Annotated in this window: 20 protein-coding genes and 1 tRNA gene; 12 read left to right on the top strand and 9 right to left on the bottom strand. The window is 42.2% G+C overall.

Annotated features, from left to right (window positions below):
- Positions 1–4 precede the first annotated feature (4 nt).
- On the bottom strand, positions 5–862 hold the full coding sequence (locus D0X99_RS13285; protein WP_119478322.1) for a hypothetical protein: 858 nt from the start codon (positions 860–862) through the stop codon (positions 5–7).
- A gap of 58 nt (positions 863–920) precedes the next feature.
- Positions 921–1,724, bottom strand: a complete 804-nt coding sequence (locus D0X99_RS13280; protein ID WP_119478321.1) for a DMT family transporter — start codon at positions 1,722–1,724, stop codon at positions 921–923.
- Positions 1,725–1,876: 152 nt separating this feature from the next.
- Here D0X99_RS13280 and D0X99_RS13275 point away from each other — a divergent pair, with 152 nt between their 5' ends.
- Positions 1,877–2,338 (top strand): peroxiredoxin, encoded by a 462-nt coding sequence (locus D0X99_RS13275; protein WP_119478320.1) that lies wholly within the window; start codon positions 1,877–1,879, stop codon positions 2,336–2,338.
- On the opposite strand, the gene D0X99_RS13270 is transcribed toward D0X99_RS13275, so the two are convergent.
- Entirely contained in the window at positions 2,325–2,981 is a 657-nt protein-coding gene (locus D0X99_RS13270; protein WP_119478319.1) for an ABC transporter ATP-binding protein, read from the bottom strand. The genes D0X99_RS13275 and D0X99_RS13270 overlap by 14 nt on opposite strands.
- Positions 2,982–3,120: 139 nt before the next feature.
- On the opposite strand from D0X99_RS13270, the gene sucC reads away from it, so the two are divergent.
- On the top strand, positions 3,121–4,335 hold the full coding sequence (gene sucC, locus D0X99_RS13265; RefSeq protein ID WP_119478318.1) for an ADP-forming succinate--CoA ligase subunit beta: 1,215 nt from the start codon (positions 3,121–3,123) through the stop codon (positions 4,333–4,335).
- 9 nt (positions 4,336–4,344) lie between these two features.
- A tRNA-Arg gene (locus D0X99_RS13260) sits at positions 4,345–4,418 on the top strand.
- 308 nt (positions 4,419–4,726) lie between these two features.
- Here D0X99_RS13260 and D0X99_RS13255 read toward each other — a convergent pair.
- The 3 genes from D0X99_RS13255 to gyrB form a co-directional block, all read right to left on the bottom strand.
- The gene (locus tag D0X99_RS13255; protein WP_119478317.1) at positions 4,727–5,623 is read right to left on the bottom strand and encodes a DUF3078 domain-containing protein; all 897 of its coding nucleotides are present in this window, start codon (positions 5,621–5,623) and stop codon (positions 4,727–4,729) included.
- Positions 5,624–5,809: 186 nt separating this feature from the next.
- Positions 5,810–7,933, bottom strand: a complete 2,124-nt coding sequence (gene ppk1, locus D0X99_RS13250) for a polyphosphate kinase 1 (RefSeq protein WP_119478316.1) — start codon at positions 7,931–7,933, stop codon at positions 5,810–5,812.
- Between the two features lie 101 nt (positions 7,934–8,034).
- Entirely contained in the window at positions 8,035–9,993 is a 1,959-nt protein-coding gene (gyrB, locus tag D0X99_RS13245) for a DNA topoisomerase (ATP-hydrolyzing) subunit B (RefSeq protein ID WP_119478315.1), read from the bottom strand.
- 358 nt (positions 9,994–10,351) lie between these two features.
- Here gyrB and D0X99_RS13240 point away from each other — a divergent pair, with 358 nt between their 5' ends.
- Genes D0X99_RS13240 through D0X99_RS13230 form a run of 3 tightly spaced genes read left to right on the top strand, consistent with a single transcriptional unit; the run spans position 10,352 to position 13,141 of the window.
- Positions 10,352–11,098: a bacteriorhodopsin gene (locus D0X99_RS13240; protein ID WP_119478314.1), complete on the top strand. Its 747-nt coding sequence runs from the start codon at positions 10,352–10,354 to the stop codon at positions 11,096–11,098.
- Between the two features lie 44 nt (positions 11,099–11,142).
- Positions 11,143–12,276 carry a lycopene cyclase family protein gene (locus D0X99_RS13235; RefSeq protein WP_119478313.1) on the top strand — a complete coding sequence of 378 codons (1,134 nt, stop codon included), beginning with the start codon at positions 11,143–11,145 and terminating at the stop codon, positions 12,274–12,276.
- Positions 12,263–13,141 (top strand): Brp/Blh family beta-carotene 15,15'-dioxygenase, encoded by an 879-nt coding sequence (locus tag D0X99_RS13230; RefSeq protein WP_119478312.1) that lies wholly within the window; start codon positions 12,263–12,265, stop codon positions 13,139–13,141. Before D0X99_RS13235 ends, D0X99_RS13230 begins: the two co-directional genes overlap by 14 nt.
- Here D0X99_RS13230 and D0X99_RS13225 read toward each other — a convergent pair.
- From D0X99_RS13225 to D0X99_RS13215, 3 genes are read right to left on the bottom strand one after another with little or no spacing between them, the layout of a single operon-like run.
- Positions 13,132–13,518: a CoA-binding protein gene (locus tag D0X99_RS13225; protein WP_119478311.1), complete on the bottom strand. Its 387-nt coding sequence runs from the start codon at positions 13,516–13,518 to the stop codon at positions 13,132–13,134. The genes D0X99_RS13230 and D0X99_RS13225 overlap by 10 nt on opposite strands.
- Entirely contained in the window at positions 13,499–14,464 is a 966-nt protein-coding gene (locus D0X99_RS13220; RefSeq protein ID WP_119478310.1) for a GNAT family N-acetyltransferase, read from the bottom strand. The genes D0X99_RS13225 and D0X99_RS13220 overlap by 20 nt, the downstream gene beginning before the upstream one ends.
- Entirely contained in the window at positions 14,461–15,276 is an 816-nt protein-coding gene (locus tag D0X99_RS13215; RefSeq protein ID WP_119478309.1) for a 1-acyl-sn-glycerol-3-phosphate acyltransferase, read from the bottom strand. The genes D0X99_RS13220 and D0X99_RS13215 overlap by 4 nt, the downstream gene beginning before the upstream one ends.
- A gap of 173 nt (positions 15,277–15,449) precedes the next feature.
- Between D0X99_RS13215 and D0X99_RS13210 the strand changes: the two genes are divergently transcribed.
- The 6 genes from D0X99_RS13210 (at position 15,450) to msrB (ending at position 22,005) form a co-directional block, all read left to right on the top strand.
- Positions 15,450–16,280 carry an SDR family NAD(P)-dependent oxidoreductase gene (locus D0X99_RS13210; RefSeq protein WP_119478308.1) on the top strand — a complete coding sequence of 277 codons (831 nt, stop codon included), beginning with the start codon at positions 15,450–15,452 and terminating at the stop codon, positions 16,278–16,280.
- 82 nt (positions 16,281–16,362) lie between these two features.
- On the top strand, positions 16,363–17,259 hold the full coding sequence (locus tag D0X99_RS13205; protein ID WP_119478307.1) for a class I SAM-dependent methyltransferase: 897 nt from the start codon (positions 16,363–16,365) through the stop codon (positions 17,257–17,259).
- A 14-nt stretch (positions 17,260–17,273) separates the two neighbouring features.
- Positions 17,274–18,455 (top strand): aspartate aminotransferase family protein, encoded by a 1,182-nt coding sequence (locus tag D0X99_RS13200; RefSeq protein WP_119478306.1) that lies wholly within the window; start codon positions 17,274–17,276, stop codon positions 18,453–18,455.
- 186 nt (positions 18,456–18,641) lie between these two features.
- Positions 18,642–21,041 (top strand): penicillin acylase family protein, encoded by a 2,400-nt coding sequence (locus D0X99_RS13195; RefSeq protein ID WP_119478305.1) that lies wholly within the window; start codon positions 18,642–18,644, stop codon positions 21,039–21,041.
- Position 21,042: 1 nt separating this feature from the next.
- Complete coding sequence (locus D0X99_RS13190) at positions 21,043–21,552, top strand: DinB family protein (protein ID WP_119478304.1); 510 nt, start codon at positions 21,043–21,045, stop codon at positions 21,550–21,552.
- 33 nt (positions 21,553–21,585) lie between these two features.
- Positions 21,586–22,005, top strand: coding sequence for a peptide-methionine (R)-S-oxide reductase MsrB (msrB, locus tag D0X99_RS13185; protein ID WP_119478303.1), 420 nt, complete (start codon positions 21,586–21,588; stop codon positions 22,003–22,005).
- Positions 22,006–22,023 lie beyond the last annotated feature (18 nt).

The raw sequence follows: 22,023 nt of genomic DNA, 5'->3' as shown, positions 1-22,023 counted from the left end.
CATTTTATTCAAGACTCGCTACAATAACTACATAGGGAGGTCTTGGTTTTCCTGCCGGACGGACGGTTTCCTGGATTCTAAAATTAGAGTATTTATCCACGCCGGATTCATTGATCAGTTTTCTTTTTTCCTCGATGTCAGCCAAAACTTCTTTGGGAACGTCAGAAAGCTTATTGTAATAGAAAAAGCGCAACGGGATTTTATTTATAGCCAACGCGCTCAAATCAGGAAGCTGATAAAAAAGATCTACGTCGAGAATGGTACCGTTGATGGGCACAACACCAAAAGTTCCATTTTCCACGGTTTTCTTCAGGTCAAATTCTCCTTTGCTGGAAATCTCAAATCCAAGATCTTTCAGGATGTCATCCCCGTCAAACTTACAACTCGAATCGTCATCATCGTCATCATCGTCATCATCTTCAGGACAGGGCAAAGCCAAACCTGGCACACCATTGTAAACCGGTGCCACAGTAAGCTGATTTTGACTTAGAATGTAAACTCCGTCCAGGTAATTCACCCCACCGATGGTAATGTAAGTTTCACAAACCTGTTCCGTGCCTTCTGGAGTAAATGAAATCTTATATTTCAATCCTGTCTCGCTTGAATTGACATCTATTGCTCCGGTTGAGGAATCGATTGCCAAGCCATCCGGAACCACGGTAAAAGTTCCCTGAAAACTTTTCAACGGACTCTCAATATAATTCTGTCCCGGCCTGATGTAAAAAATGGTATCGGCATAAGCGAGCTCTGCACAGTCAATCTCCAATCCCTCCAGATCATCATCATCTTCAAAACAGGAGACAAGAAAAGTCCCGAGAAACAAAAATCCCAGAATGGATAAAAGCCGATAAGAATTGGACATAGAATTCTCTTTTGTCTTTTGTCGAAACCGGGATAAAAAATGTAACCGCATGACAGGATTATTTTACTCTTAAGTTCAACAAAATCCCAACTAAGACCAAAGCCATTCCAAAGTAAGACGGTATAGGGAAAGTCTCTCCAAACAAAACAAACCCAAAAAACAACGCATAAAGAACTCCCATATAACTTAAACTTGACACACGGGAAAGATTTCCTGTTTGGTAAGCTACAGTCATAAAATACTGGGCACTCTGGGTACATATTCCAATCCAAAGCAAAATCAGCCAATCCCAACCTATTGGCATCACCCAATCAAAATACATGATAATCGAAGCAACAGGCATTGTGACCAAGGGGAAATAAAATACAATGACCAAAGGATGCTCGGATGTTTTGAGTTTGCGGATCATATTGTAAGCGATCCCTGCAGAGAGGGCAGAAATAAACCCCATTACAGCACTCAGCGAATCTACTCTGGGATCAAATCCTTGAATGATCAAAACTCCCCCAAAAGCCATGGCGAAATACAAAAACTGGATTGGTCTTACTTTTTCCTTAAGAATGAAAATCCCAAGAAGCGTCGTTAAAATTGGAGACATGTACTGCATCGTCACCGCACTGGCCAGGGGTATTCGCTGAAGGGTATAAAAGAATAGAATCAAACTGATCGAGCCCACTATTCCACGTGTAATCAGGTTCATTTTATTATTCCCAAAAACAGGAATAGCCTTGTTTCGAAGAACTAAAAAGGTGAAAATCAAGCTGAAAACAGACCTAAACCAGACAATTTCAATGGCGGGAATATGAGGAATGAACTTCACAGAGACATTCATCATGGCAAAAAATATCCCAGCCAAAAGCATGGACTGAACGCTGCTAATTTTCAATTTAAGGTAATATTCTTTGGTGGCTTTTTTTGCAAAGCTAATCAGTCGTGGATAAGTTCAAGCCTCTGGATTTTTGTTCGGCCGAAACCTTTGGGTTTTCAATCTTGTTAAGATGAAAACCTAAAACAATGGCCCTCGAAATTGGCTCAAAAGCTCCTGATTTTATTCTTCCAGGCACCTCAGGACTCAAATTGCATCTCTCTAAAGATCTAAAAGGCAAATCAATCATTCTGTTTTTTTACCCAAAGGATTTCACAAGGGGCTGTACCGCAGAGGCATGTGAATTCAGGGACAATTTCAGCGAATTCAGAGGTCTAGAAATTCCGGTTTTTGGAATTAGCCGGGACGACATTGCTACGCACGAACGCTTCAAAAAGGAATACAAATTTCCCTTTGAATTGCTTTCAGACGGATCCGGGAAGGTATGCAAGGAGTACGATGCCTTAATTCCCTTAATCAAAATGCCAAAGCGGGTGACTTATTTATTGGATTCAGATCACAAAATTGCAGCTGTTTTTTCAGACATGTTCGAATTCAAAGGCCACATCAACACTATGCTAAAAAAGCTTGAATCCGCTAAACTGAAATAATCAAACCGTCTTTCATGACAACCTTTCTGTCTGCCATTTCTGCGAGTTCCTCGTTGTGGGTTACGATGACAAAGGCCTGACGGAGTTCATCTCTTAGTTTAAAGAACAATTCATGCAGTCCGCGGGCGTTGGCAGTGTCCAAGTTTCCGCTAGGTTCGTCTGCAAAAACTACTGCAGGGCTATTAATCAGCGCTCTGGCAACAGCGACACGCTGTTGTTCACCTCCTGAAAGGGCTGAAGGCTTATGGTCCAACCGATGACTTATTCCGAGAATTTCGGCAAGCTCCCCTGATTTTTTATTCAATTCCGAATCGGATACGCCTTTGATAAAGCCAGGGATCTGGATGTTTTCCTGAGCTGTAAATTCAGGAAGGAGATTGTGAAACTGAAAAATGAATCCAATTTGCTCATTGCGAAACTGTGCAAGGCTGTCGCCTTTCAACCCCTGAAGGTTTTTTCCATTCATTGAAATTGTGCCTTGGTCGGGTTGATCCAGCGTACCTAAAATGTGAAGCAGGGTACTTTTGCCTGCCCCTGAGGAACCAACGATAGAAACTATTTCCGAATTCGAAATTTCAAGGTCAACACCTTTTAGCACGTGTAAGCTTCCGTAGGATTTATGAATCCCTTTGGCAATCAGCATGGTAATGATTTTTGAGTTTTTAAAAGTAAAACAAATCCCTCAAATACAGGAATTACCGGCTTTTTTTGGCAAAAATTGAAAAAAGGAGGTTTGATTTATCCACTCCATCCGCTTATCTTCGGGCAAAAATTTCCAGAGGATGAATATTCACGAATATCAGGCTAAAGAAGTATTAAAAGGTTACGGAGTCAGAATTCAGGAAGGAATCGTTGCTGATTCTCCGGAAGCTGCTCACGAAGCCGCAGTTAAGCTTAATGCTCAAACCGGTACTTCCTGGTATGTGATCAAGGCTCAGATTCATGCAGGTGGACGTGGAAAAGGTGAGGTAAAAGAAACCGGTTCCAGAGGTGTAGTATTAGCCAAGAAATTGGAGGATGTAAAAGAAAAAGCAGCCGCCATTCTAGGAGGTACTCTTGTTACTATTCAGACAGGAGCCGAAGGTAAAAAAGTAAATAAGGTTTTAATCGCTGAGGATGTTTACTATCCTGGAGCTTCCGAACCGAAAGAATATTACATGTCCATCCTTTTGGACAGAGCAACTGGATCCAATGTGATCATGGCCTCTACAGAAGGAGGTATGGACATCGAGGAAGTAGCTGAAAAGCATCCTGAGAAAATTATCAAGGAGTGGATTGATCCCAAAGTTGGACTTCAAGCATTCCAAGCTAGAAAAGTTGCGTTCAAACTGGGCCTTTCAGGAAATGCCTTCAAAGAAATGGTGAAATTCATCACCTCTCTTTACAATGCTTACGTTGGAACCGATTCTTCTCAATTTGAAATCAATCCTGTTCTAAAAACTTCCGATGATAAAATTCTGGCAGTTGATGCGAAGGTAAACGTGGATGACAATGCACTTTACCGTCAGCCAAAGCTTGCTGAACTCAGAGATATCGCAGAAGAGGATCCTTTGGAAGTGGAAGCCGGCAAATCAGGTCTAAACTACGTGAAACTAGACGGTAACGTGGGATGCATGGTGAACGGTGCTGGCCTTGCAATGGCTACCATGGACATGATCAAACTTTCCGGTGGAGAGCCTGCCAACTTCCTTGACGTAGGAGGAGGAGCAAATGCAACCACGGTAGAAGCTGGATTCAGAATCATCCTTCAGGACCCAAATGTTAAAGCAATTTTGATCAACGTGTTCGGTGGTATCGTTCGTTGTGATAGAATTGCAAACGGAGTTGTAGAGGCATACAAATCTATTGGTGATATTCGTATTCCGATTATCGTCAGACTTCAGGGAACCAATGCTGAAGAAGGTGCCAAAATCATTGACGAATCAGGATTGAAAGTTGCCTCCGCAATTACATTGAAAGAAGCTGCCGAAAAAGTACAGGCTGTACTTCAAGGCTAAAAATAGTACGCACTCGTAGTTCAACTGGATAGAATATCGGATTTCGGCTCCGAGGGTTGAGGGTTCGAATCCTTCCGAGTGTACAAAAGCTCAGACGCAAGTCTGGGCTTTTTTTGTTTATGGACAAAATGAATCGTAATCAGGAACTGGGTTTGATTTGATAAGGAAATAAACAATTTTCCCTGATTCTTATATACCTATATTCTCTTGAATCCAAGTAGGGACTATTTTGAGAAATAGCATTATACAAAGAATAGAAAATAAAAAAGCAGGAGAAAATCCCCTGCCCTTTATTTGAAAACTAAACCAACTATTATTTAACTACCACAATGAATTCAAAAATAATACAAATCTGATTAAATCAAAATCCCAAAGAAAAAATTGTATTTTTTTATTTTTCCTCAGGGAAATTGCCTCGCTTAAATACTAATCCAATCCCAAGTCCTTGGCTAAATTGTATTTTTTCGTCTTGATCAAGATCATAAATAGTAAGCGCAGTTAAGGTTACACTTATCAAATTTGAAACTTTTGCAGCAAGTGCCACATCCAGGCGATGATCAATTGCATCGAAGTCCAACGTTTCATAATTGGCGTACATTTGATACCGCACCTTTAGATTGATGTTTTTAGAAAGTTGCTTATTCCAATCGGCCAACAAACTAAAAGCCAGCCATTCTGTACGAACCGTTTGACCTATGGGTACCCCGTAATTTTTTGGTTCATTTAAATAAAGTTCCTTGTCCGTAACAAAGGTAAAACGGGGAGAAAAAGGAGAAATCCTTAGGCTAAATTCCTCATTGGGCTTGTATTCCATACCCAAAGCAGTGGTCAAATAGGCAGGATTTGCAAATTTGGAAATCAAAGTTTTGTCCGTATCTGTGAAATTATATCCAGGAGCAAATTGAGATAAGAAATTCACCGACAAAAAGTAATTCCACTTGTCACTTGCCTTTAGGCCAACTTTGGAATCCAGAAAAATTCGGTCATTGGATTTTCTTTCATCCTCTCCCTGATTCTTAACAACACCATAAAGCAAATCCAGATTGTTGTCCCAAGACCATCTGCCCTTTGCATAATTCGCCCTGGCTAATAACCCTGTGCTAAATGCCATGGAATTAACACCTCCACCTGTCCAGTTTCCACTGAAAGATGCTTGGTTCAAGGCAAAAGTACCTTCAATTGATTTCAACCAATAACTAGTATCCTTTTTCACCGGAATAGTATCAGTTTGAGAATAAGTGGCTCCCGAAAATGTAAGCGCAAACAAAATAAAAAACAGTCTTTTCATAAAGAGATAGGGTTAGTAATGCTCAAAACTCAAATTATATTATTTCCAAAATTTCTATCCTCAAAGATTAAATTTATTAAGAAAACCAAAAATCCGGTTGGCCAATATTCATTCAATAGTGACAATTGTCAGGATTCACTTGAAGATAATTTACAAAATGAAAAAGCCCCTGGTTTGGGGCTTCGATTATTCAACCAATTTCACTTTCATAACCTCATCGGCCTCAACATGGAAAAAAGCCTTGTGAACATTGAACTCCTCCTCTCCTTCTTTAGGGTGTTTTGCAAGGTAGGTTCCATCTTCCTGCATCACATAGGCATTCACGTTATCCTTCAGATTGAAGGCGATAATGTTCATCAATTGTCGCTCAAGCAAGGTTGATTCAACCTTGAATAATGATTCAAGTCTTTTATCAAAACTTCTCACCATCATATCGGCACTTCCCGAGTAGGTGCGGGTTTCACCATTATTATGGAAATGGTAGATTCTGCTATGCTCAAGGAAATCTCCCACCAATGAAACCACTTCGATGTTCTCACTCAAACCTGGTCTTCCAGGTCTTAGACAACAAATACCTCGAACAATCAATTTGATCGTAACCCCAGACTGAGAGGCACGGTAAAGCGAATAGATGATTTCTGAATCTTCCAGGGAATTTACTTTGATGAAAATTCCTGCTGGGAGACCATTTCGGGCATTTTGAGCTTCCTGCTCGATAAACTCAATCAACTGATTACGCATATCCCGAGGAGCTGTGATCAAATTTCGATAAGTGCTTGGCACAGAGTGTCCCGTGATTACATTGAAAAACTCGGAAACATCATTTGCCAATGTCTCATTGGTAGTCAGCAATCCGATGTCTGTATAAAGTCTCGCGGTATCCTCATTATAATTACCCGAGCCCAAATGAACATAACGGGTAATTTCGGAATCATCCTTTTTCACAATCAAAAGCAGTTTGGTATGTGTCTTAAGGTTAGAAATTCCATAAATCACAAAACAACCTGCTTTCTGAAGTTTTTTCGCCTCCCGGATATTGTTCTCTTCATCAAATCGGGCTTTCACCTCAAAAAGGACAGAAACGTGCTTCCCGTTTTCGGCAGCTCTAAGCAAAGCTCTGGTGATCCTGCTTTCCTTGGCCAAACGATAAATCGTCATTTTGATGGCCATTACATCCGGATCTTCTGCAGCCTTTTCAATAAGGTCAAGAATCGAATCGATGTTATTATAAGGGTGATGAAGGAGGATGTCTTTTTCCTTCAGAATATCAAAAATATCCGCCCTTCCTTCTTCGGGATAGGAAAGCGGCTTCACAGGTTCCGGTATCTGGGGTAGCCTTTCCCGGAATCTTTTATTTCCAACAATTTGCCAAAGGCCCGTGAAATCAATCATACTGGCCCGTTTGACAAGGTAAACGGAATCCGGTTTTAGGTTCCAACGTTCCAGAAGCGAGTTCAGCATCCACTTGGAATACCCTTCTTCTATTTCAATCCTAACCACTCTACCTGTCTTCCGCTCCATGAGCTTACGCTTCACTTCTTCAAGGAAGTTTGCGTCCATGTCTTCATTTTCCTCCAAACTGAAATCACCGTTTCGGGTAATTCGAAAAAGGCTAACTGATTCAATTTCAACATTTCTGAATAGCGAAATCAGGTTCTCACGGATCACTTCTTCGATTGGAATCAATGTCAATGAATTATCCCGTTCAATTTCAAAAAATCGTGGAATATTGGCTGGTATTTGCACAAAACTCATTTTGCGCATATCCTTTCGCTCACCCGGACTTGTCGTTACCACTCCAAAAACGAGTAACTTATTCATCAATATCGGAAAAGTTCTATACCCATCATAAACCATAGGAGTCAGCATGGGATAGATGGCTTTGAGAAAATATTGACGTACTTTCTCCTGCTCTTCAACAGTCAATTTTGAAACATTGACCAAGGAAATTCCCTCTTGGTGCAATTCAGGTAAAATCACTTGAGTAAAATGCTCGTGTTGATCCAAATGGAATCGCTGACAGTCTTTCATCAGTTTTTCCTTGAAAGGCTCTTCTCTCAAACCTGAGTAATCAACCCGCTCTTTGTCATAATCCAGGTAATTATACAATGAGCCCACCCTGATCATGAAAAATTCATCCAAATTGGAAGCAGTGATTGCCAAAAATTTCAATTTTTCGAAAATCGTCCGGTGTGCTTTTTTGGACTGATCCAGCACACGCTCGTTGAATTTAACCCAACTCAAATCCCGGCTGACGAGATCACTTTTTTGGATTATGGATTCATATTTATCTCCAACTGCCAATTTCATAACGTTCAATTTTCAGGTAAAAAGCAAATTAAAACTCTGACCAATCAATTTGGGTGATTATACTTAAACTCAAAAAAAGGGGCCTGAAAAGCCCCCTTTTATCAGGTATCGATCTTCGCGTACTTCGCGTTTCGCTCTATAAAATCTCTTCTAGGAGCCACCTCATCTCCCATCAACATGCTAAACAGGTGATCTGCCTCTGCGGCCGAATCTATATTCACCTGTTTGATCGTTCTCACATTGGGATCCATCGTGGTTGTCCAAAGTTGCTCAGGGTTCATTTCACCCAAACCTTTATATCGCTGTACTCCTACGCTGTCCTCACGACCATCTTTTGCCATTTCTGCAGTAAGAAGCTTTCGTTCTTCTTCAGTCCAGCAATAACGCTCGTCTTTTCCCCTTTTCAAAAGGTAAAGTGGCGGCAATGCGATATACACGTATCCTCTTTCGATCAAAGGTCTCATGTATCGGAAAAACAACGTCAAAATAAGGGTCCGGATGTGCGAACCGTCAATATCAGCATCCGTCATAATAATAATTTTATGATAGCGAAGACCTGACATGTCCAGTTCTTTGTCGTCCTGTGCAGTCCCAAATTTCACTCCAAGAGCCGTTAGGATGTTTTTGATTTCCTCGTTGTCGTAGATCTTGTGCTCGTGGGCTTTTTCCACGTTCAGGATTTTACCTTTTAGTGGCAAGATCGCCTGAAAATCGCGGTCCCGACCTTGCTTGGCGGAACCACCCGCTGAGTCTCCTTCGACAAGGTACAATTCACATACGGTTGGATCTGAATTGGCACAATCGGCAAGCTTACCCGGAAGACCTCCGCCTCCAAGCACATTTTTCCGCTGCACCATTTCACGGGCCTTTCGGGCTGCATGACGGGCTTGAGCGGCAAGAATTACTTTTCCGACAATGATTTTTGCTTCTCTTGGATGCTCCTCCAGCCAAATCTGAAGTACCTCAGATACCGCAGAATCTACTGCTCCCACTACATCAGAGTTTCCAAGTTTGGTCTTGGTCTGACCTTCAAATTGAGGCTCGGCTACCTTCACGGAAATTACCGCAGTTAAACCCTCTCGGAAGTCATCGCCGGAAACTTCAATCTTTAGCTTTTCCAACATGCCTGACTTATCGGCGTAGGATTTCAGCGTACGGGTCAATGCTCTCCTGAATCCCGTAACATGTGATCCACCCTCATAAGTATTGATGGTATTGACGTACGAAACAACATTCTCGGCATAGGAACTATTGTAATTCATCGCTACCTGAACAGGAACTTCCTGATTTAAAGCCTCGATGTAAATCGGCTCTTCGATAATTTTTTCTCGGGTCTCATCCAAGTACTTCACAAACTCGACCAGCCCTCCCTCTGAGTAGAACTCATCGGATTTGGGACTTCCATCATCTTCAAGTTCTCTTAAGTCTTTGAGATAAATCCTAATCCCTGCATTCAGGAAGGACATTTCTCTAAGGCGGTTGGCGATGGTTTCGTATTTAAACTCGGTGATGGCAAATATGGAGGAATCAGGCTTAAAGTGAATGATCGTGCCTCTTTTGTCAGTTTTGCCTATTTCTCTAGCGGGATATTGGGGAACACCGATTTTAAATTCCTGCTCGAAAATAACCCCATTACGATGCACCGTGGCTTTTAAATCAGTGGAAAGCGCATTCACACAGGATACACCAACACCGTGTAGACCACCCGAAACCTTATAAGTATCCTTATCAAATTTACCACCGGCGTGAAGTACGGTAAGCACTACTTCCAATGCGGATTTTTTTTCCTTCGGGTGCATGTCGGTAGGAATACCCCGACCGTTATCTTCCACTGTTATGGAATTGTCTTCGTGAATTGTGACTTTAATTGTGTCACAATGCCCGGCTAAAGCCTCATCAATCGAATTGTCGACAACTTCCCAAATGAGGTGATGAAGGCCTTTTATTCCTACGTCTCCAATGTACATTGCAGGTCTTTTTCGAACTGCCTCCAGGCCTTCTAATACCTGGATATTACTAGCGCCATATTCTTCTGGATTAATCGCTTTTTCTTCACTCATATATTTTGGAGAAAAGCCTCAAAACGGGCTTAAAATGGTGATTTTGTTTCAAAATTAGATGACGCAATCTAGGTAAAAAAACTCGATTTTCAGCCTGTACTCGCATTCATTTTTACTCCCTGTCGAACAGTAAAAAAGCAAGAGCATCTTCCTTTTCACCCAAATAATATTCTGATTTTTTCATTTTTGAAAATATTTTTTTCGTTTTTCATTTCGGAAATCCTACCCCATACACTTGATTTTCAGCAGATGATTGTGTTTTGTTTAATTTATGAAAGAATAGATTAAACAAATTTTATTTTGAAAATATTATAAGTGCAGAATATCAATCAAACTATCACACTCAAAATCAACCTTTATGAATTTTACCTTAGCCGCGGAACTAGTGGGACTAGACCGCATCATCAACAGCGATCCGGTAGCAATTACCTTCTTTATCGGATACATGGCCATGTTTGCATCTTCTGTGTTTTTCTTTGTGGAAAGAGGATCAGTAGATGGAAAATGGAAACTTTCACTTCTGGTATCCGCTCTAATCACCGGTATCGCAGCAGTACATTATTACTACATGCGTGATTTTTACCTGCAGACTGGTTCCAGCCCAACAGCCTTTCGCTATGTTGACTGGACTCTGACTGTGCCATTGATGTGCGTGGAGTTTTATTTGTTGACCAAACCTTTCGGTGCAAAAGGTGGTACTTTATTCAAACTCATTGTGGCATCCTTGGTCATGCTAGTTACAGGTTACATCGGAGAGACTTCCGGGATAGACAGCAATATCATGTGGGGTATCATTTCCACTTTAGGCTACCTCTACATTGTGTATGAAGTATTTGCTGGTGACGTGGCCAAGTTGGCTCATGGTTCCAACAGCCCTGCTCTGGGAAATGCGATGTTTCTATTGAAAATCTTCATCACCCTTGGCTGGTCTATATATCCAATCGGATACATGGTATTGCCAGGAAACTTGTTGTCAGGTGCATTTGAGGTAAGCTCAATCGACCTATTCTACAACTTGGCTGATGCAATCAACAAAATCGGATTTGGATTGGTAATTTATTCAGTTGCCATCGCTGAATCCACTAAGTCCAAAGTAGCGGCATAATCCAAAAAAGGCTGTCGGAATAACCTCCGGCAGCCTGATTTACTATGGAAACCTACGATTTTGTATTTGCGGGAGCTGGATGTGCCGGTTTGAGTTTGGTGAATTATCTTTTGAATAGTTCGCTCAAAAACTCAAAAATCCTGCTCATCGATCCATTGGGTATCCAAATCCCGAACAAGACTTGGTGTTACTGGAATGAAAAGCCACTAGCAATTCACCCACTTTCATCGATTCACTTCTGGGAATCACTTACACTTAAATCCGGGCCATATTCATTACCAAAGGCTATAGGAGCTTTGAAGTATTTTCATTTAAACTCTCATGATTTTTTCAATAATATCCTAGCTACAATCAAGGATATTTCCACAATTACAATTATCCAAGATGAAGTTTTGAAGCTCACCCCTTCAGAAACTGAGGTGGAGGTAATAACCAAAGGTGGTAAAACGATTAAAACTTCCAGGGTTTTCGATTCTCGACCATTGGATTCTTCACTAGACAGTTCCTTAAAACAAATATTCGTCGGATGGCGAATTAAAACATCGAAGTCTGAATTTGATCCCTCACAGGTGGTCTTGATGGACTTTACGTCCGAGTCCAAAAACTTTGAGTTCTTCTACCTTCTTCCTTTTTCAGAAACAGAGGCATTAATTGAATACACCCTATATTCTAGGGAAATCCAGTCGGAAGGTTCTTTACGGTCTAAACTAGAAGCCTACCTGAACCAAAAATTTGGACCAATGAACTATGAAATCACCTTTCGGGAATCGGGAGTAATTCCGATGACTACTCAACTCAAACCAAAAAAAATTCACCCTAGAATAATTCCAATTGGAACGGCCGGAGGTTGGACTAAAGCTTCGACTGGCTACACCTTTCAAAACATTCAAAAAAATTGTCAAAAACTAGTTCCCTATTTAGAATCTGGGGCAACAACGGAATTTCAAATCCCAAGATCGGCCCGCTTTGATTTCTATGACAATATTCTACTCAACATCGCCCATCGATGGCCCAACAAACTCCAAAGCCTCTTTCTCAACTTATTTGAAACCTCATCGGCAGAGCAGGTTCTGAAGTTTCTAAGCGAAGAAACGTCATTCACCGAAGAGCTTAAAATTCTTTCCAAACTCAATTTTGGGATTTTCATAAAGAGCTTACTGCGCTATGAATCGCATTGAATTCTTTTTCAAAATTCTAGGGGCGGTAATCTGTCTGTTATTTATTTCAAAACCGGAAATTCACTTGATGGTGGAGTGGACTTTGGTTGCGGTTATTCTTTTGACAGTTGGCATTCCTCATGGAGCCATTGACCATCTTCTTACCAATCCCCAATTGGAGCGAAGAAGCTTTACCCGTTTCTTGATCCACTACCTACTTCTAATCGCCGTTTACTCCATACTTTGGTATATGGCACCAATTCCGGCCTTAGCTGCATTTCTTTTGATGTCTGCTTATCATTTTGGCCAATCTCATTTTCTAGCCCAAAATCAACCCAACCATACTGCCTGGGCGGTTTATGGACTTCGCGGTGGTTACTTTTTGGCCGCTATCCTCTGTGGTGACCTTGAAGCAACACAAGAAATATTGGCGCCTATTTTGGAATTCGAACTGTCTCCTGTTTCCAGACTGCTCCTTGTTGCTGGATTTGGTTTTATCTCAGGGATTAGCCAATTGGTTTTTGGGCCAAAGTTTACTGCCATTCAGGCACTTGAATTACTTGTTTTGGGACCTACGCTGTATTTCAGCCCGTTATTGGTGGGATTCGTCGTCTACTTTGGATTTTGGCATTCCCTTCCCAGCATGCTTGTGGAATACTCCTATTTAAAAAATTTGCCCTTCTGCAATAGCTTAGGAAAATTCAGCCTTCAATTACTGCCATTTTCAGTAATCAGTGTGATCGGTATGGGAATATTACTTTCCGTTGGGACAAGATTCTTGACCGGTCAGGAGCTGATTTTGATGTTTTTTGTAATCATCTCTTTGATTTCTTTCCCTCATATCCTCTACATGGACAAATTCTTAAAAGAGAAAAATCAAAACTGACCCGTACTTAACATTACTAAATTACAGGCTGGCAAAACCTCAATTCCAGCATCTAAAGCTTTCTTGAAAAACACAGGATTTTCTGTTCCAGGATTAAAAATGATCCGCTTTGGTCTCAGTCCGATCAGGTAGTCCATCCATTCTTCCTGATTTGCCGGGCCTATGTAAAGCGTAACGGTATGAATGTCCTTCAAGTCAGGTTTTAATCGTAGATCAACAATTTCCCTTCCAAAAACTTCACCTTTTTTGATACCAATTGGGATAAACTCCATACCTCTTTCTGCAAACATGCTTGCAGCCATATAGGCATATCGGGAAGGATTATCAGTGGCGCCGACAATAAGCGTTTTCTTGGGTTCAGCTTTGACGACTTCCATAATGCCGATCCCGCTCAAAGGTATCCATGTGTCGGTGCTTTTTACTTTCGTAAATGTCCGATAGAGTAATCATGATCCCAGTTTCTTCCACCTCTCCAAACTCATCATTGAGAGCTGTACCAAAAGTCCGCATGGTTGGAGAAAGGTTCATGTACGTATTAATCAACGGAGGAATATTCTCTCCCAAAGCCCTGATTCTTCCATTCAGGTATTTATAACCTTCCTTATAATCCAATCCTTCAAAGGGATTGGGCTGTGTGGCAATATCTGTTTCGTAGCTTAACTTTAAATTTTCCTTAGGCTTCACAAGTCCCTCATGATCAGGAAAATAATGATTCATAAAAAAGAGCAAAAGATCTCTTCCTTCACGGTTGAAATGCGGGTACATTGTGACTTTACCAAATAGATATTTGACGTCCGGATTGAGTAAAACTACGGCACCCAATCCGTCCCAAAGGTTATCCAAACTAAAAATCCCCTTGCGGTTGTCCAGGCTGGGTTGATACTGCGGCTGAACAAAAGACCTCCCTAATTCTAAGGTATATGGGATGTACTCTTCGATGAATTTTTCAGAAAAATCAAATAAATGAGTGGTCGAAAGGTTGATTGATCCGTCTGGTTCGATGGCATTTTTGCACATGATCAATCGATAGCCAGCGACAATTTCATTATCCTCAGGACTCCAAGTGATCAATTGATCATAGCACTTTTCGCAGGTATCATTATCATCCAAGTCCAATTCCAAGCCGGTTCCTCCCCCAGCTGCCCGAAATGTAAGTTCCCTTAAGCGTCCAATTTCACGAACAACATTGGGGGCATTATGGTAATTGACCAAATAGATGAGATTATCACCATTATTGGAGTAGCGAAGAAAACGTTCCGGGGTCAGTTCCTTTAAAAGAAGGCTTCGATCAACAGGTGCTATGATAGCTTCCTCCTTTTTCATGCATCTGCAAGTTTATAGACCAGTTGTTTCATATAATTCGCCCAGTAGACATCACTTTTGGTAGAATCAAAATATTGGTAGGAAACGGGATTTCCCACTCTGATTTCTACTTTTTTTCCCCGCTGACGGTACATTTCATCGACTAGCCAAAACATCTCAATATTTGCTTTCACTCCGATTTTCTTTCGCCAGTTGGCAAGATTGTAAAAAAACTCAGAATTCCTGCCTTCAATATGGCATGGAACGACGTCCAACTGATACTTTTTAGCCTTTGAAATGAAGCTTTTTTTCCATTCCAAATCTTTAACTACCCCATCCTGTTTTCTGGAAACCAAACCCGCTGGAAAAATCAAAACCGCATGTCCTTGGGCATAAGCATCTTCTATACGTTCATTGGCATCCTTTGAATTTTTTCCATGCTTGTTGACAGGTACAAAAATGGGGTCAAAATTATTGAAGCTCATCAGCAGGTCATTGACCAGAAATCGGACATCAGGCCGGATCTTCCCTACGGCATGCATAAAGGCGATTCCATCCATTCCCCCCAGCGGGTGATTGGAAGCGAGAATTACTCCTCCAGTTTTTGGAATGTTTTCTCCACCAATAAGCTGCACGTCCATCTCAAATTCCCGAATCAATGCATCTGCAAAATCGAGTCCTTTCAATTGCAAGTGCTTGTTCAATACCGAATTTAGCCAGTCTTCATGGGTCACTCGCTTGATATAATTCAAAACAAACCCAGGCAACCACTTCAGAAGCTTCGGATTCTTGGAATGAATGGCTTTCTCGATATCGATAAATTTCTCTGACATAAGGGTCAAAAAAACGGGGAATGAGGTTGAAAATCCGTGAGATAATTCAATTTTACTCAAAGGACTATTTCAAAAGTACAAAAAAAATGAGGCGAACTTTCCGTAGTTCAAGCTCAGTAAGCCAGTTCTCTGAAAACCAACAGGCTGTGTTTTTTGTATACCTATGAAAATCAATGAACATGACACTAGTATTGACCGGAAGCACCTCCGGAATCGGTTGGGAAACCCTAAAAGCTCTTTTACCAAATACCGAATTGGTTATTCTTCCCGTGCGAAATCTGGGGAAAGCTGAAAAAATGATCTCCAAACTTCCCGAAAAAGACAAAATCCACTTGGTGGAAATGGATCTTAGCGTGATGGCAAGCGTGAAGAAAGGATGTGCGGAAATCCTAAAATTGACCGACTCCATCGATGTGCTGATCAACAATGCCGGAGGCATGTTTCCTGCTGGAAAGCAAACCGAAGAAGGGTTGGATTTGACCTTTGCCACCAACCATCTCGGACACTTCCTTCTAACTCGGGAATTGCTTTCTGCCCTGAAAAAAGGAAAAGCCAAAATCATCAATGTAAGCTCAGAGGCCCATTGGATAGCAAGTGATCCAAGCAGAGATTTTAGCCTCAAAAAATCATCAAACACCACCTCTGCCTACGGTAGAGCAAAACTTTTTAATATACTGTTTACCAATGAATTGAAAACAAGATTTGAAAGCATAGGAATAAGCTCTTTCTCCCTTCATCCGGGAGCTGTTCGGACTGCTTTTGGATCTGAAACTTCAGGAATCACCAAGGCCATAATCCGGGCTACCCAACTGTTTTTCATCAGTCCCAAAGCCGGTGCTCAAACCACCATTTTTCTGGCGATTTCTCCAAAAGACAAATTGGTTAACGGGGCTTACTACGTCCGGAAAAAAGTCAAAACTCCAAGTAGTGTCGCTCGAAATCCGAAAATTTCAGCAGGCCTATGGACTTACAGCGAAGAGATTTTGAAATCCTTAGGATATTGATTGCTGACAATCCTTGATGATGTTTTTAGGATAAGCACTGGGATTTCTTCCAGTGCCGGGCTAATTCCTTATTTTTGCTCGAATGAAAGAAACCATATTATCCCTCTGCCCTGGTCCCTGGAATGATTATGAACTGATCGATACCGGAGGATTTGAAAAACTGGAGCGGTTTGGGAAGTTTATACTAAGCCGCCCGGAACCACAGGCAATCTGGGACAAGACCCTTCCTGAATCCGAATGGAGAAGACTGGCACACGCACACTTTGCCAAAGAAAAAAACAATCCGGAAAAAGGGCAATGGCAGCAAATCAAACTCATGCCGCACAACTGGTCCATCGGGTATGAAAATACGGATGGGCTAAAAATGATTCTCAACCTTGCCCAAACCTCCTTCAAGCACATCGGCCTTTTCCCAGAACAGGCGGTCAATTGGGATTACCTCTACCGAAAAATCAAATCTTTCCCGAGCACAAAGCCGAAAGTCCTGAACCTTTTTGCTTACACAGGGGCTGCCAGTGTGGCCTGCAGGGCTGCTGGAGCAGATGTCACCCACCTCGACTCTGTTAAGCAAGTTGTCTCCTGGTCCAAGCATAACATGGAATCCTCAGGATTGGATGGAATCCGTTGGATCGTGGACGATGCAATGAAATTTATTAAGCGGGAAGCACGCCGTGGAAATAAATACCACGGAATAATTCTGGATCCTCCTGCCTATGGCCGTGGTCCTGAAGGGGAAAAGTGGATCCTTGAAGAGCAAATCAACGACATGCTGAAGACCTGTGCCGAAATTCTGGATCCATCGGATCATTTCCTTTTGCTCAACATGTACTCCCTCAGCTTCTCCTCCATTATTGCGGCCAATTTGGTCCAATCCAACTTTGGCCAGGTAAAAAATGCAGAGCACGGTGAACTCTATCTTCAGGAAAAACAAGGTAAAAAGCTTCCTTTGGGCATTTTCTTCCGCTTCTCCAGTTTTTGACCTGAATTTAAAACATGAATAACCGCCAGCTTTTTCTTTCCCATTTGGCCCAAACTACCGACTTTCCACTCCTGATTGAGGTGGAAAAAGCAGAGGGAATTTATCTTCATGGGCCAAATGGAGAACGATACATGGACTTGATTTCCGGAATCGGAGTCAGTAATGTAGGCCATCGTCATTCCAAAGTCATCGCTGCAATTCAGGGTCAATTGGATAAATATTTGCACCTAATGGTCTATGGAGAGTATGTCCAAACCCCACAGACTCTTTTGGCAAAAGCCCTTTGCGACACACTTCCGGATCATTTGGATAATGTCTATCTCGTCAACAGCGGTTCGGAGGCAATTGAAGGTGCGCTAAAACTGGCAAAACGCTACACCAACCGTCGGGAATTGATTTCCTGTGTCAACGCCTATCATGGCTCAAGTCACGGTTCCCTCAGCGTGGGCGGGAATGAAGTATTCAAGCGGGCCTATCGCCCCCTACTCCCTGGAATCAGTCATATTTTTTACGGAAGCTTTTCAGATTTGGAAAAGATCACAACCGAAACGGCCGCAGTTGTCATTGAAACCATTCAGGGCGAGGCAGGAATCCGGGTGGCTTGCAGGGAATATTTTCAGGCACTGAGAACGCGTTGTAATGAAACCGGGACACTCCTGATTTTGGATGAAATCCAGGCTGGATTTGGACGAACTGGCAAATTCTGGGCATTTGAGTATTTTGACATCGTTCCTGATATTCTGGTTTGCGCAAAAGGAATGGGCGGAGGAATGCCAATCGGAGCTTTCATTGCCAACAAAGCCGTAATGGGTGTATTCAAGAACAATCCGCTTTTGGGCCATATCACCACTTTCGGAGGTCATCCGGTAAGCGCAGCGGCCTCTTTGGCTACGGTTCAAATTCTCCAGGAAGAACAGCTCATCGAACAAGTCGAGTCCAAAGCCAATCTATTCAAAAGTCTTCTTGTCCATCCCAAAATCAAGGCAATCCGAAACAAAGGCCTGATGATGGCGGTGGAGTTTGAATCATTTGAAGTCCTCAAACCCATCATTGATCGTGCGATTGAGTTGGGCGTGATCACTGATTGGTTTTTGTTCTGCGATGACTCAATGCGGATCGCTCCCCCATTAATCATTACCGAGGATCAAATCCGTGAGGCTTGCGCTGTGATTTTAAAAGCGATTGAGGAAGCTTAAAATCATACAGGAAAAAGTTGAGCAAAAATTGAATTTCTCGGTCATCCGCCTTCGGTCTTACTCCCTTTCCATTATCTTTTCTCCAAATTTCCAATTATGAAATCGAGTATGGCATTATCGTCCTTTTGAAGGATGATTTTTATCATGCGAGATTCCATCTGACCAAAAAAAATAAATTAAAAACAGATGAAAAAAATCCTGACCATACTCGGAGCATTTATTCTTTTGCTTTTTGCCGGCCTACTCATTTTCATTTTTCTACATAGTCCTCAATATGATGGTGAAATGAAACTTAAGGGTCTCGGGGATCAGGTGGAGGTTCATTTTGACAAGTACGGCATCCCGCACATTTATGCCGAAAACGAAACTGATGCCTATCGAGCAATGGGGTATATCCATGCACAGGAGCGACTTTTCCAACTGGAGATGATGCGGAGAGTGGGTTCGGGTACACTTGCTGAGTTTTTGGGAAAAGACCTGTTGGAGGTCGATCAGTTTTTTCACACGCTGGGTATTCCAAAACATGCCAAGAAAAGTTCTGCGGCATTTTTAGCTCAAGGAGAGACTCCCTGGAAAAAAGCCGCTGAGGCGTACATCGCCGGAGTTAATGAGTTTATAGAAAATGGCAAACTACCTGTGGAATACACCCTTTTGGGAGAAAAACCAAGGCCCTACACGTTTGAAGACATGCATTCCATCGTGGGATACATGAGTTTTACGTTTGCAATGGGGTTGAAAACAGATCCTTTGGTGACCAAAATGGCTCGTGAACTTGGACCTGATTACATGAATTCATTGTCAGTTCAGACTCTATCCGAGCATCACGTAATCCCGGTGAATTATCCTGATTCGCTTCAAAAAGATTCCGCTACGATTCGCCAAAACTTGACCGCATTGTTGGAAAAACTTCCAGCTCCTCTTTTGGAAGGAAGCAATGCTTGGGTAATCTCAGGTAGCCGAACCAAATCCGGTAAAGTACTTTTCAATAACGACACACACATTGGTTTTGCATCGCCTTCGGTTTGGTTTGAAGCGCATATCGAATATCCCGGCTTTAGCTTTTATGGAAATCACCTTGCGGGAGTTCCGTTTGGTCTAGTAGGTCATACGCGCCACCACAGCATTGGCTTGACCATGTTTGAAAATGACGATCAGGACTTTTTCGAAGAAAAACTCAATCCCTCCAATCCGAATGAAATATTGGTTGGTGATTCCATTTTCCCGATCAGTTCCAGAAAAGAACTGATTAAGGTGAAAGGACAGGAACCCATAGAATTTGAAATTCGGGAAACTATCCACGGCCCGATCATGAATCCGGTGGTTAAGGAAATCGCTGATCTCACTTCCAACCCAGTGGCTTCCTGGTGGGTGTATATTTTGGAACCAACCAAAGCATTGGAGGCAATTTTCAAAATGAACCATGCCAATTCCATTCAAGAAGTAGCTGATGCAGCTGGATTGATTCATGCCCCGGGACTCAACATCATGTACGGTGACAGCATTGGAAATATAGCCTGGTGGGCCGCCGCCAAACTCCCTATTCGGGGTGAAAAAGTCCATTCCAAAATCTTCGCTGATGGTTCAGATCCCGCAGCCCAACCCAAAGGTTGGTATCCATTCACTGATAACCCGCAAAGCATCAATCCTGAAATCGGGTTTGTAGCCTCAGCCAACAATCAGCCGGATTCCATGCGAAACGGGGTATTTTTTCCAGGCTATTATTATCCCGGGGAGCGATGGAACAGAATTGCCAAAACCATCACTTCACGTGATGATTGGGATCAGGAATCCATTCAGAAACTTCAACTGGAGACACTTAATGAAGTCGCTCCCAAAAACGGTCAGTTCCTCCTAAGTCACATTAAGCAGGAGGATTTCTCGGATTATTCCGATGCCTTGGATGCAGTTCAAAATTGGGACGGCGTACACGATTTGAATTCCGAAGCCCCTACGGTTTATTACAAATGGCTGTACCACACGCTCCGCCTAGCTATGCTGGATGAGCTTGGGGAAGATGGTCTTAAGGCCTATTTGGAGACATTCATGATGATACGAAGTACCCGACATTTCCTTACCCATGAGGACAATCGCTGGTGGGATACGAAAGGGACAGATACCAAAGAGACGCGCGAACAGATTATTACCGAAGCATTGAAAATTTCATTGGATGAGCTTAACGCACAATTTGGAAAAGATTCGGATGACTGGGAATGGGAAAAAGCAGTGAGCGTGGAGCATCCTCATCCTTTGGGTAGTCAAAAACCATTGGACAAAATCTTCAACGTAAAAACAGATGCCGTTGAAGCCAATGAAGAAGCGGTAAACAAGCTGGCCTTTAAACTCAATGGTGAGGGAGTTTACAAAGTCACCTCAGGTCCTGCTATGAGGATTATTCTGGATTTTGCTGATGTGGAAGGATCTGTTTCCGTGTTGCCTACAGGAAACAGTGGAAACCGTTTCAGCGGGCACTATGCCGATCAAAAAAATCTATATGCAAAAGGTAAATATCGCCCTCAGTTGATGAATGAGGCGGAAATCAAAGACAAGTCCAAGGGAAAATTACTCCTAGTTCCGGCAGAAGACTAACATGGAACATCAGCTTTTGGAAATTCTAAAAAAGTCAATCCGGGATCAGTTTGGAGCAAGCATCGACATGTTGGAAAATGCGGTACAAACTTGTCCGGATTCACTTTGGGAAAAAGAAAAGGCCTTTTCCAATTTGACTTACCACACCTTGTTTTTCCTGGATTATTACCTCACACTACAGCCGATTGGATTTGCTGCTCCTGCCCCTTTTCAGCATTCTGAATTTGAGGATAATCCACCACATGAAATCTTTCCAAAACCTGAAATCCTGAACTATCTCCAATCCTGCAAGACAAAGTTGGGTAACCTTTTATCCAATTTTACAGAAGATTTGGCTCAAAGCCGCTGGATCAACGAGTCCAAAACGATGGATTTTTCACTAATCGAGATTCTGTTATATAACCTAAGGCATGTACAGCATCACGTCGGGCAGCTGAATAGGATGCTAAGACAAAGTGGAATTGAAGCTCCGGATTGGGTCTATCGGGGAAAATGGGAGAATAAACTTTAGGCCTGAAAATTGGGTTTTATCACTGAATCTTGGATGGCCATGAAAAAACAAAAGCAATACGAAATCGAAAAACCTGAAACAGAATGGGAAGAATTGCTGGATCCCAATTCCTATCAGGTGCTTAGAAAAAAAGGAACTGAGCGCCCCTTTACGGGTCAATATTACCTAAACAAAGACACGGGAATCTACGAGTGCAAAGCTTGCGGAAACGAGATTTTCCATTCTTCCAAGAAATATGACAGTGGATGCGGATGGCCAAGTTTTACAGAACCCATCCGTCCGGATGCCATTGATGTTCAAATGGATTACAGCCATTTTATGATCCGGGAGGAAATCCTTTGCGGCAAATGTGGCGGTCACTTGGGGCACCGCTTCCCGGATGGCCCCAAAGATCAGGGAGGCATCCGCTACTGCATCAATTCAGTAAGCATGGATTTCAAAAAACAGGAATAAAACGCAAAAGAAATAAGG

Source organism: Algoriphagus lacus, from assembly GCF_003583985.1.
In the GTDB taxonomy this organism is placed as follows: domain Bacteria; phylum Bacteroidota; class Bacteroidia; order Cytophagales; family Cyclobacteriaceae; genus Algoriphagus; species Algoriphagus lacus.
This window is presented reverse-complemented; position numbering and strand designations above follow the sequence as displayed.